Source organism: Marisediminitalea alba (assembly GCF_002993365.1).
Taxonomy (GTDB): Bacteria; Pseudomonadota; Gammaproteobacteria; order Enterobacterales; family Alteromonadaceae; genus Alteromonas; species Alteromonas alba.
In genome coordinates this window covers 55,500-67,414 of record NZ_PVNP01000203.1, presented here as the reverse complement: position 1 = coordinate 67,414, position 11,915 = coordinate 55,500, and the positions used below count along the sequence as shown (strand labels likewise).

Sequence of the window (11,915 nt, the reverse complement as noted above, 5' to 3'; positions counted from 1 at the left end):
TACGCCAGGCGATACATTTGCGGTTCAGTAATGATGACTGCCCCTCTCTCTGCCCTTCAGTTGTACGTTTTCTTACAGATTTTTGCTTGTAAGAAAAGTGTCGAATTTTAAAATAAGTCGATTTCAACGACCGGCAAGGAAAAGCTTAACATGAGAATAAAACTGATAGCGGTGGCTACAATGGCATTGTGGCATGGCGTCACGCTGGCAGACGAAATGATCCTCAACAATTTCACCCTCGTGTCGGCACATCTTAATGCTGCTCAGAAAAATACGCAGGTAAGAATTGTCGATGGCGTTATCACCGAGGTAACCACTGTTCCGCTGCGGCCATACAACCCCGCTGCCACTATTATTGAAGGTGAAGGTAAATACCTTACGCCCGGTATTATGGATAGCCACGTGCATGTAGGCAGTATCCCGGGGATTGGTTTTCTTGATTCGCCTAATGCCAGGCAGTATGCCGGGATGGTTGATGAGTATTTAACGCAATTACCCAGAAGCCTGTTGTATTTTGGGATTACTCAGGTACTTAACCTGGGGGGTAGTGATGGAGAATCCAGATTTACCGCTGCACAGCAACACCCTGATTATTTTACATGTCAGTCCATTCCTGTGATTGGCGGTTACCCTCACCTGTCTGCAGAGTTTACTCTGCAAAAGGCTAAATATTTTGTCATTGAAACCCCTGCTAAGGTTACTTTACCTGACAATATAGATCCTGCCCAACATACGCCGGAAGCGGTGGTGACTGCGATAGCCAAAACAGGCTCACCCTGCATCAAAATATACATTGAGGATGGATTTGGCGGGGCTTCTCACTGGCCGCTATTAACCGATGATACACTGCAACGCATCCGCAAAGCCGCAGATAAAGCTAATCTGCAGATTTGGGCCCATGCCAATGCCCTCGACATGTATCAGATTGCCCTGGAACATAAGGTAGATGGAATCGCCCATGGCCTATGGAACTGGCAATGGCAGGCTGCCCCGGATAACCCACCGGTTAACGCCACCCTAGACAGGCTGATTAACACAGATACCGCCTATATGCCTACTATCCAGGTGATGCTATCGCTGCAGGGGATGTATGATAACAGCACGCTCAGTGACGAACGGCGAAAAAAAGTGTTACCTGCAGCGCTGCTTCAATGGTATTCGACTCATGAAGGGCAATGGTTTAAACGCGAAATCAGTGCAGATTTTGGTGGATTACCCGACGCCAAAGTATTTGAACTGAGTGGCTATGGGGTAAACCGGGCTAAACAGGCTGCCGCTTATCTTGCCAGCCACAATCATCCATTGCTACTGGCTTCTGATTACCCGTCAAGCCCCTCTTTTGCGGCCGCTCCGGGGCTCTCTACCTATTATGAAATGCAACAAATGGCCGCGACGGGAATAAGCGCGTCACAAATCTTTGCCGCAGCGACTATAAACGGCCCACAGCAATTTGGATTGGAAAACCAGTATGGCACCATTGAGCCGGGAAAAATCGCAAACTTGCTTATTCTGCACAAAAATCCGAAACAAGACGTGGAAAACTGGCAAACCATCGACACCGTTATCCTGCATGGCGAACTTATCCAGCGTGAGTCACTGGCCGTTACCCCAAATGAGGGGTAACTGGCTCAGTGTTAAAACAGAGACAACAGCCCTTCTGCACCAACCATAACTATTTCAAAGGCAATAAGGATGATAATGATCCACTCTAAAAACGAAGAGTGCTTATGCTTAAGTTCGTCGGCCAGCATATCGAACAATTCGTGGATAACATTAAGTTTGTTCGATAACAGCTCAACCCGGGGGCGAATATCAAGATACTTCGCTGCCGTATTGTAGGCCAGTTCGTAAACCGGGTATTCCCAGAAAAACTCAGGGGTATCGAGCAGATTATAATGCAGGAAAATGTCGCTTTTAGTGCTAAACAGATGCCCGCGAATACTGGCGATGTCACGTCGCCCCAGCTTGATAGAGCCGGTCTCGGCGAGCACTTTGGGTAAGTGACTGTATTCAGCAATAGTATGCTGAGCTCTGAGTTCATAATCATTAAGCTTGATGGACTGCGCCAGCGCGTGACTTATCGCCAGACGGAGCAAAGGATCATCCGACGATAGCGTAATATGGTCTTTTTGCAGCTTGACCTCACCGGCACCAACGGTAAACCGAAAATGCTCCTGATGTTCACCAGCCAGCAACTCGCTTTGAATCTTTAAGCGATGTAACAGCGACAAACGTTCATCTTCGTCGATGCCCCAGAAAACCATAACACCGTAGTCAAATACCCAGGCTTCGCCACCTGGTAGCTCGATCAGTGAGGCGTCGCGATAACGGGTACCAATATCAATCGCATAGTCTGAAGTCAGCTGACTTTCCGGCAATGCGTAAACGGAAACACGGTCATTAGTAAATTGCATGAATGCTGTAACCAATAGATGAAAACCGCGCGATTATGCGCTTTGTCGGTCCATCTACCTATGACATTCAGAGTGGAAAATATTCTTCGACAGGACAAATTATTTTCATCGGCACAATAATGGTAAAACGCAATTCGCTAGCTGAGCGTATAGTCGTTGGGATCGTAAAAACGAAAGTTGTTTTTACCCTGGCGTTTTACTTCATAAAGTGCCGCGTCGGCATTTTCTATTAGCGCGTGTTGCTCGGTACCATGGTTGGGAAATATTGAGATACCAATACTCACGCCTACCTGTAAACGGTGGCCATTAACATGCATTGGCGCTTCGAAAGCACGGATAATGCGGTTGGCTACCTCTCTTATTGCCCCTTTATCAAGTGGTTTGTAGAGCACAATGGCAAACTCGTCGCCGCCCAGACGGGCAATTAAATCGATTTGCCGGCAGTTTTCACGAAATTCCTGAGCGATAATATGCAGGAGCTTATCCCCGGTCTGATGACCATAATTATCGTTAACGGATTTAAACCTGTCCAAATCGAGGATCATTACGCCGAGTAGCGCACTATCCCGCTCAGCCATAGAAATGAATTTGTCAAAGGTGGCATAAAACTGGTTGCGGTTAGCCAGCCCGGTTAGCTGGTCCGTCATGGCCAATTGCTTAATTTTTTGCTGCGCTAGTTTGCGTTCAGTGATGTCCTGAACAATGCCATGGGATTGCACTACGTTGCCCATCACATCACGATCGTGCACGCACTTCTCATGTACCCAGCGCACCTCGCCATTATCCTGGCGGGTGATACGATGCTCCACATCAAACGGCGTATTCGTGGTTTTAGAAAGATCAAACCGCTGCAGCACGTATTCTCTGTCATCAGGATGGATGACGGTGATAAAGAGTTCTTTACTGGTCGAGCGGACAGACTGGGGAAATCCACAAATGTTGTAGATTTCTTCTGACCAAACCAGCTTTTCAGTTGTCTGATTCCAGTCCCAACTACCAATATGACCAACTCGCTGCGCCTGGTTAAGGGTTTCTTCAGTGCGCTTTTGCGCCGTAATGTCGGTACGAATGGCGATATATTGATAAGGCTTGTCGTGTTCATCCAGCACCGGAACGATGGTGGCATTTACCCAGTAAAAGGTACCATCTTTCGCCCTGTTTTTAATATCACCGTGCCATACATTGCCGCTGGAAATCGTCGACCAAAGCGCTTTGAAGAAGCCTTTGCTATGATAACCCGAGTTGACAATTCGATGATTCTGACCAAGTAGTTCCTCGCGAGTAAAGCCGCTTATCTGGCAGAACTTATCATTAACATAGATGATTTCACCGCTTTTACCTGCGGTACTCACTATGGCGTGTTCATCGAGCGTTCGTTTTTGCAACGCAAGGTCGTTATTCACCTGCTTCAACTGACAAAGGATACGCTTTTCGTCAGCACGCATCTTAAGCAGACTCTTCTCATAGGGCTGGATGACTAAGAAGTAAATCACCGGCATGGAGAGCAAAGCAAGGAATGCTGCATCAACCAGTGCATATTGCCACGGCGATAACTCAGTAGGTAATGCGTAAAGCCCAACCATTATCATTGTTTCAACAACAATAATAACCGTCAGAATTTTGATAAACAGTTTTTGAGTACCGATTAGCTTTAACTCCTGAATAACCTGACTATCACTGCAGACAGACCTGCATAATACCAAATGCAGCCACCGGCTAAGGACAAGTATCACAAACATTATAGCGCAAGATTAGCCTATCTAAACGCCCCGAAAAGATAGTTTAGTTCGAATCGGCGGTGAATTCCGGGAGTTATAACCAGCCGTTTTTTTCCCTTGAGCGGGTAAAACCAGCACGCTAATTTGCTTGGGAGTAGTGTAAAAACAGACCTGAACATTCCTTAATAATAGCCATGCGGGTGCTTGCTACACGCGTGAAACAATCGTTTCATAGAGGAACCAGCCAACTATTCTCCTTTCCGGCCGGATGCTACCAACATTGCTTTTACGGGAGAAACACACTGAAAACCTGGCATAAAGCGTTACGCGTAACCATTTATGGTGATTATATAACCAAAATCCCGATGTATTGCCAATCTGCAGAGTAAGCTCCTTGTCAAACAACCCACCCCCGACGCGTTCCTTTTTGGGTTCCAATTGCTTTTTCAAACGTATTTTATTCGTAGCTAATAAAACCAATCGCAGTATACACCTGGTGTTCTATTCCTGAAGAATAAAAGGCTCCTGTGATGAGTTAAACAGTGAGGCGTGGCAGACAGAGGAGAAAAACAACGACAGAGGATTTTAAATTTCGGTGATAGAAAAACAATGCTCCCCTGGTGTAAGGGGAGCTCGTCAATCAATCAGGCATTCACGTCGACAACAATTCGACCCTGCACCTGACCTGACAGAAACTGAGGAGCAACCTCAAGCGCTTCCGCCAGGGTAACCTGTTTGGTAATGGTCGAGAGGCTGCTTTCAGGTAAGTCTTTTATAACCCGTGCCCAGGCTTTCTCACGCACCGCCAGGGTTTGTGTCACACTGTTAATCCCCATCAGTTTTACGCCGCGCAGAATAAATGGCGCTACGGTAGCCGGAAAGTCCATACCCTGAGCCAGACCACAAGCTGCAACCGCTCCTTCAGACTGAGTGGCAGCACAAGCATTCGCCAGGGTGTGACTGCCTACCGAGTCGACGACTCCTGCCCAGCGTTCTTTAGCCAATGGGCGGCCGGGTTCACTGAGCGTTGCACGATCGACTACCTCTTTAGCACCCAGGGCTTTTAAGGTATCCGCCTGTTCCAGGCGGCCTGTGGAGGCAACTACCTCATAACCAAGATTCGCCAGAATTGCGATGGCGGTGGTGCCTACTCCACCATTTGCACCGGTAACCAATACCTCTCCCTTATCGGGCGTAACGCCCTGTGACTCAAGTGCCATTACACACAACATGGCGGTATAGCCGGCAGTGCCCACGGCCATAGCATGCTGACTGGATAGACCCGCAGGCATTTTTTGCACAAAATCAGCGTTAATACGGGCTTTTTGGGATAACCCACCCCAATACTGTTCACCAAGGCCCCAACCATTTACCAGCACTTTATCGCCAGCGGAAAATCTCTCTGAGCGGCTTTCCAGCACTGTCCCTGCTAAATCAATACCCGCTACCATAGGGAATTGTCTGACTACCGGGCTTTTACCGGTGATACCCAGCGCATCCTTATAGTTTAACGTGCTGTACTCCACTGCTATCAGGACATCTTCATCCGGTAATGCCGACTCATCGAGCTCGGTAATCTGTGCGGTGTAGTCCTGATCGTCTTTATTAATATAAATCGCTTTAAACATCGTGCCCTCCAGGGTTAACGCTTGATAGTAAGTTGATGGATAAAACCATCGGCAAATTTTTGCATTGGTGAGCTGGACTGCATTACCTTGGCAGTCAGAATGGCGCCTTCCCAGCCAATCCAGAAAAACTCAGCCTGCTGTAAACAGTCTGTCTCCTGCTCAATTAAACCGAGAACTTTTGCCTGCTCCAGGTTATGAGCCAGCATGGATGTCCAATTTTTTAAACACTGAGCCAGCGGTTGCTTGAAAGACTCCGCCAGTATTGGCATTTCCTGGCCAAAGTTACCGATTAAACAACCTCTGCTAAACCGATACTTTTCCATGCCATCGATGGCTTCACTAACGAATGCCTCGATTCCTTTAAGAGGTTCTGATGGCTGAGAAGCCAGGCACCGTCGTAATTTAGCGCAAAAATACTGGTCATAACGCTCTATAACCTGCAGACCAAAATCGTCCTTATTTTTAAAGTAGTGATAAAAGGAACCCTTTGGTACGCCTACACGCTTCAGGATCATATCGATACCTACAGTGTTAAAGCCCCGCTCGGTAAGAATAGCCATGCCAGCTAACAACAATGCTTCTTTCGTATCTGCAAAATTTCTGGCTGATTTTGGGGGTCTTCCCCGTCGAACTTGCTGCATACAATACCTTTTTAGACCGACCGTCTAACTATTATAGACCGATCGGCTATAAATAAAAGTGCTCTTTGCATCAAGTAGACCTATAGCATTGTTTAATATGCCTATTTATTCTTTTATGAGGAAGGTTTTGTACTTTTCCAGCGCGCGCTGGGACTGGATAGACAGAATGGGATTTTGCAGCTTAATAATATCTCTGCCTTTGAGTATCTTAAAGGCGGATTGAGCGAAGGGTTGCTTGTTGTAAAGCGCAGACAGACTACCATCTTTTAACGCCAAATCGAGTCCTTCATGAAGCCTTTCGGCGAGCATCCGGTTGCGCTTATTAACGAAAAAATACATTGGGGATGGATAGTAAAAAGCTTTGGCCGGTTCAATCATTAATGGCGCGTTCTGACGAGATGACAATTCAAATTCCACTTCCATAACAGAACGGGGAAAGTAATCGGCCATTTTCGACTCAATCAATTTAAACATCATTGACATGGGTACTTCTTTAACGCGATAACCATTAAATCGCATAATATCGGTATCAGGCCAGCCAATTCCCTGCACTGATAAACTCTCTTTTAATTCGCTAACAGGCTTTTTGAGATAGACATTTTTATTGTCGTGGTGAATAAGAAAAACACGATAGCCAAGCAAGCCTCTTGCAAGCGGAAAAAACACGGCCTGATTCGCTTCTTCCCTTTCGATTGATGTTACCGCCCAGGTCACATCGGTTGAGCCCTCTTTAACCTGACGAAGGAGTCTATCCTGGTTGGCATTAAAAGGATCCGGCACAATTCTGAAAGGTAAACCGTTACGTTGGGTTTTATTAAGCGCCAGGGTAAGAACATCTACAAAATAAGAGTGGATAGTATTGTCATCAAAAACCCGGGCTGGCACCCGGATATTATGAACCTTGCCTTCCTCGTTTGTTGCCCACACAAAGTTACAAACCACGGTTAATACCGCGGCAACAACTGTCTTTACCAAACCAAGGCGTATAATTGATATGTTTGAGAGAGACACGATGCCCGTTTACCTGTTATATCCACTATTGCTAAGCCTAGATGGCGAAAGGTAAAAAATACAGGTAAACGGGTTATGTTTAAAAATACTGACTGTCAATCGCCTGGTGGAGTTTCACTACACCAAGCTGAATGTCATCAATGACTTCGTGGAGTCTGTCCTGAGTCAGTTCATGGGTATCGAGTTGTTGTAATTCCTCTGATAACGCTTTGACCTGCTGTGAAATACTTTCAGAGTTCGGCAGCTCCAGCAGGCATTTGCCAATTTGCATCAGGCCATGCTGAAGTGAACGCGGGAATTGTTTATTGTTGATTAAAAATTCCAACACGTCAGCACGGTTAATTCTGATACGCATTTCCTGGCGGTACATCTGATACGCCGTTAGCGACTTTAACACTCCCATCCACTGGATATTTTCGAACGCCGACTGCTCCGGTGAAAGATCCGGTAACAGCGACGCTGAACGTACATCAATAATGCGTGATGTCATATCGGTACGTTCCAGATGGCGGCCGAGTCGCAGGAAGGCATATCCTTCGCCACGCAGCATGGTTCCACCAAGCAAGCCGGTAATGGTTTGGTTGGCCACAATAATGCGATGCAGACAGTTAAACCGGTGCCGGCGGGTTAACACGCTCTGGCCATCGGCTTTGGCTGCAATATACAGATTGTTGATTTGTTCCCAGGCCTCCGATGGGATAATTTCACGAATGATCCGCGCATTTTCGCGCACTGCCGCCAGGCAGTTGATGATAGAACCGGGATTTGCGGTGTCAGTCACCATAAACTTGATTACGCTTTTTTCATCGGCTTCTTTATACAGATCGTAGAACACATCCCGAAACGACAACATGTCGATGATCGGTTCCCAACCAAGGGTGACATTACGTGGTAAGTCGAGTAAAAGGTGGGTGTTTACCTGAATCAAGCGAGCGGTGTTTTCCGCGCGTTCCAGATAACGCTCCATCCAGTAAATATGATTAGCTACCCTAGATAACATCGTTAGTCGGCCTCCATGTCTACAATCCAGGTATCTTTACTACCACCACCCTGCGACGAATTAACCACAGTAGAGCCTTTACGCATGGCTACCCGGGTAAGCCCGCCAGTGGTCACGCTGATGTCATTGCCGCTTAAGATAAACGGTCTGAGGTCAAGATGTCGGGGTTCGGCTTTAGTGCCGATAATAGTAGGAGCGGTCGATAACAACAACATGGGCTGAGCCACGTAATTACGGGGGTCACGACGGATAAGGCGAACAAATTTTTCACGTTCTGCTTTAGTGGCGTGAGGACCAATCAGCATGCCATAGCCGCCCGATTCATTAGCCGGTTTGACTACCATCTTTTCAATGTTCTCAATAACGTAATCCCGTTCGTCTTTATTAACACACTTATAGGTGGGTACATTAGGCAGTAGCGGCTCTTCATCGAGATAGAATTTAATGATCTCAGGCACAAAAGCATACACTACCTTATCGTCGGCAACGCCGGCGCCCGGTGCATTGGCCAGGCCTACGTTACCGGCTTTCCAGGCCCGCATTAATCCGGGCACACCCAGCATGGAGTCTTCCCGGAAAGCTTCCGGATCGAGAAAGGCATCATCGATTCGACGGTAAATAACATCCACCCGCGACAGGCCGTCAACGGTACGCATATACACAATGTCGTCGTCAGCGACGACTAAATCACTGCCTACCACCAGTTCGGCCCCCATCTGCTGTGCAAGATAGGCGTGCTCAAAATAGGCGGAGTTATAAATTCCCGGTGTTAGTACCACTACTTCGGGCTGTTCAATGTCGCGCGGCGACAACTGGGTAAGCATGTCGTACAACTGCGACGGGTAATCGTCAACCGGCAGAATGTTGTATTTTTCAAACATATCCGGGAACACACGTTTCATCACATGGCGATTTTCTAGCATGTAAGATACACCCGACGGTACCCGTAGGTTATCTTCCAGTACGTAAACAGTGCCATTGTGATCGCGCACCAGATCCGAGCCACAAATATGCGCCCATACCCCGTGTTTAGGTTTAATGCCCATACACTCAGGTAAAAAGTTCTTCGACGCATCCAGCAGGCTTTTAGGCACAACTCCAGCTTCAAGAATACGCTGCTCGTTGTACAAATCGTCTATAAACATGTTGAGCGCTTTTACACGCTGTTTAAGGCCCTTTTCAATTTGCAGCCATTCTTTTTTGTCGATAATGCGGGGGATAATGTCGAACGGCCAGGCTCTGTCGATTGAGCCCTCTTCTTCGGTATACACCGTAAAGGTAATACCCATTACATGGATAGCGGTGTTGGCGGCGGTTTTATATTCTTCTAATTCCTGGTCAGTAAGGTTGCGCAGGTATTTACAAATTTCTTCTGCAGCAGGACGCGGTTTATTTGCAACGCGAATGAGTTCATCGTAAAACTCCCCTGCCCGATAATTTCCCCATCTTATTGCCATCTACAATCCCTAGAGCTTATTTTCGGTATACAAAATACCATCTAAGCGACTTTTGACTGAAATTGCAACGAAAATAATGACAAATTGATGACAAATTGATCTGGAAAAATGCGCTGAATCACTCCATGCTATCGTTATTGTTTTTCGTGTGTTTTCAGAGAGTTTCCCTTGACCTATTGTTTAGCCCTAAAAGTAAATCGCGGATTAGTTTTTGCATCAGATTCGCGCACCAATGCCGGTGTCGATTACGTCGCTACGTACAGTAAAATGCGCCGTTACTGCTGGCCCGGAGAGCGCGTTTGTGTGCTGATGACATCCGGCAGCCTGGCAACTTCTCAGGCAGTTATGAATGCCATTAATCGCGACCTTAACGATCCGGACGCCGAATTCAGCTTGCGTCACGGCAAGCAGCTTTATGAAGTAGCGCAATACATTGGCAAGCTTAGTCAGGCAGAACAAACGCTGCACGAGAAAGCGATGGAAAAATCCAACGCCAGTGCAGAGTCTAATTTTATTCTTGGCGGGCAAATAGCCGGTCAGGCAGCGGAAATTTTTCACATCTATCCGCAGGGTAATTTTATCAGCGCGTCGGAAGACACGCCCTACCTGCAAATTGGTGAAACCAAGTACGGAAAGCCAATTCTGGATCGTATTATTGCTAAAACCACAACGCTGGAGGACGCCGCGCGTTGTGCTATGGTGTCACTGGATTCGACTATTCGCAGTAATATTTCTGTGGGGCCGCCTATTGAACTGGCGATGTATCAGGATGACTCTCTCGATGAGCCCTTCCATCACACCTACACCTTAAACAGCCCGATGTACAAATCCATGAAAAAACAGTGGACAGACGGCCTGCACCGCGCGTTTGAACAATTGCCCCGGTTTGACTGGGAAAAGGTTAAAGCGGACGAACCAGCAGGTGAATAAAATGGAGCTTTTCACGGGTCTTGTCGTTGATTACAAACGGATAAGCATCGTCCAGACCCATGCTGTTATTCAGAGAGTTAAGCAGGTTAGTGAGCTGATCCCAGTCGTCAATTAAGGTATCAAAACTTTCTTCATTGTAACTGGCGGTATGCGGATGATCGGCATTTAGCGGGTTGGAGAGCAACCGGTTTTCCAGACTCGTTTCATATTCGTTGGCTGTTTCCAGGGTATCTACCATATGCAGATAGTGCGCCCAGGTCTCGGCCCAGTCTTCCCATGGATGCATGCTGGCATAGGCACTGATACAGCGTTGTTGCCAGTCAGCGGCAGGCCCGTTGGCATAGTAGTTTTCCAGACTTTGCTGATAATCCTTACGCTCGTCACCAAATAACGCTCTGAAGGCCTCAATATACAGACTGCCTTTGATCAGCACATCCCAGTAATAATGGCCTGACTCATGGCGAAAGTGACCAATCAACGTACGGTAGCGTTCGTTCATTAGCTCTCGCATAGCCAGGCGCTTGGTCTCCTCGGCTTCTCTGAGGTTTATTGTAATCACCCCATTACTGTGACCGGTTAACACCGTGTTTTGCACGGTGAGTTCCCGGTCGTACAACGCCTGTACCACCTGGTCTTCGAGAAAACGAAAAGATAACCCGCGAGGATTATGCCGTTTACCTATAACCGGCAACTCAAGCTTATACAACGTGTAGAGTAGATGCCGCTTGGCCTGCTCCATTCGAAACCAGAGTTTGATGTTGTCCGGTTTCGACAAATCGGGAATGGTATCGGTAAGTTGGCAGGACGGACAAAGATTCTGTTCGATTTCAGCCGGTACCAGCCAGTTGCAGATATTCTGCTTTGCATAATTGCTGCACTGGCGGTAAGCCTGCCCATTGTGGCCAGCTATCCAGTTACCGTCTGCATCAATGTCGCAGGAGGAAATCACCTTGGCATCCGACAAAAACCCCACCGGGCGCTGGCAGGACAAGCACTGGCTATTGGCGAAATATAAAGTGTTACCACACTGACAAGTATAAGTTTTCAAATCTTTTGCTTCTGTTCTGGCAAACTGCAATTAGCTTACTAAGACTATAGTAGCAAAGGATATCACAG

10 protein-coding genes are annotated in these 11,915 nt (G+C 47.2%); 2 read left to right on the top strand and 8 right to left on the bottom strand.

Going from position 1 to position 11,915, the window contains the following annotated elements; genetic code table 11:
* Positions 1–150 precede the first annotated feature (150 nt).
* Positions 151–1,623, top strand: coding sequence for an amidohydrolase family protein (locus C6Y40_RS21085; protein ID WP_105936366.1), 1,473 nt, complete (start codon positions 151–153; stop codon positions 1,621–1,623).
* 11 nt (positions 1,624–1,634) lie between these two features.
* Here the strand turns inward: C6Y40_RS21085 and C6Y40_RS21080 are convergent, their stop codons facing one another.
* The 7 genes from C6Y40_RS21080 to C6Y40_RS21050 all read right to left on the bottom strand — a co-directional run bounded on the left by C6Y40_RS21080 (position 1,635) and on the right by C6Y40_RS21050 (position 9,869).
* A complete protein-coding gene (locus C6Y40_RS21080; protein WP_105936365.1) occupies positions 1,635–2,414 on the bottom strand; it encodes an RMD1 family protein in 780 nt (259 codons plus the stop codon).
* A 137-nt stretch (positions 2,415–2,551) separates the two neighbouring features.
* On the bottom strand, positions 2,552–4,117 hold the full coding sequence (locus tag C6Y40_RS21075) for a sensor domain-containing protein (RefSeq protein WP_170308552.1): 1,566 nt from the start codon (positions 4,115–4,117) through the stop codon (positions 2,552–2,554).
* Positions 4,118–4,776: 659 nt separating this feature from the next.
* On the bottom strand, positions 4,777–5,760 hold the full coding sequence (gene acuI, locus C6Y40_RS21070) for an acrylyl-CoA reductase (NADPH) (protein ID WP_105936363.1): 984 nt from the start codon (positions 5,758–5,760) through the stop codon (positions 4,777–4,779).
* Between the two features lie 14 nt (positions 5,761–5,774).
* Entirely contained in the window at positions 5,775–6,401 is a 627-nt protein-coding gene (gene acuR, locus C6Y40_RS21065) for an acrylate utilization transcriptional regulator AcuR (protein WP_105936362.1), read from the bottom strand.
* A gap of 105 nt (positions 6,402–6,506) precedes the next feature.
* A complete protein-coding gene (locus C6Y40_RS21060) occupies positions 6,507–7,412 on the bottom strand; it encodes a type 2 periplasmic-binding domain-containing protein (protein ID WP_105936361.1) in 906 nt (301 codons plus the stop codon).
* 79 nt (positions 7,413–7,491) lie between these two features.
* Positions 7,492–8,412 (bottom strand): alpha-E domain-containing protein, encoded by a 921-nt coding sequence (locus C6Y40_RS21055; protein ID WP_105936360.1) that lies wholly within the window; start codon positions 8,410–8,412, stop codon positions 7,492–7,494.
* 2 nt (positions 8,413–8,414) lie between these two features.
* On the bottom strand, positions 8,415–9,869 hold the full coding sequence (locus tag C6Y40_RS21050; protein ID WP_105936359.1) for a circularly permuted type 2 ATP-grasp protein: 1,455 nt from the start codon (positions 9,867–9,869) through the stop codon (positions 8,415–8,417).
* A gap of 168 nt (positions 9,870–10,037) precedes the next feature.
* On the opposite strand from C6Y40_RS21050, the gene C6Y40_RS21045 reads away from it, so the two are divergent.
* Positions 10,038–10,799 (top strand): proteasome-type protease, encoded by a 762-nt coding sequence (locus tag C6Y40_RS21045; protein WP_105936358.1) that lies wholly within the window; start codon positions 10,038–10,040, stop codon positions 10,797–10,799.
* On the opposite strand, the gene C6Y40_RS21040 is transcribed toward C6Y40_RS21045, so the two are convergent.
* Complete coding sequence (locus C6Y40_RS21040) at positions 10,771–11,847, bottom strand: zinc-binding metallopeptidase family protein (RefSeq protein ID WP_105936387.1); 1,077 nt, start codon at positions 11,845–11,847, stop codon at positions 10,771–10,773. The two genes, C6Y40_RS21045 and C6Y40_RS21040, sit on opposite strands and share 29 nt — an antisense overlap.
* Positions 11,848–11,915 lie beyond the last annotated feature (68 nt).

Bases quoted from the DNA above. Each gene is read 5' to 3' on its own strand.
- C6Y40_RS21085 (WP_105936366.1), top strand. From the start codon at position 151: ATGAGAATAAAACTGATAGCGGTGGCTACAATGGCATTGTGGCATGGC.
- C6Y40_RS21080 (WP_105936365.1), bottom strand. From the start codon at position 2,414: ATGCAATTTACTAATGACCGTGTTTCCGTTTACGCATTGCCGGAAAGT.
- acuI (WP_105936363.1), bottom strand. From the start codon at position 5,760: ATGTTTAAAGCGATTTATATTAATAAAGACGATCAGGACTACACCGCA.
- acuR (WP_105936362.1), bottom strand. From the start codon at position 6,401: ATGCAGCAAGTTCGACGGGGAAGACCCCCAAAATCAGCCAGAAATTTT.
- C6Y40_RS21055 (WP_105936360.1), bottom strand. From the start codon at position 8,412: ATGTTATCTAGGGTAGCTAATCATATTTACTGGATGGAGCGTTATCTG.
- C6Y40_RS21050 (WP_105936359.1), bottom strand. From the start codon at position 9,869: ATGGCAATAAGATGGGGAAATTATCGGGCAGGGGAGTTTTACGATGAA.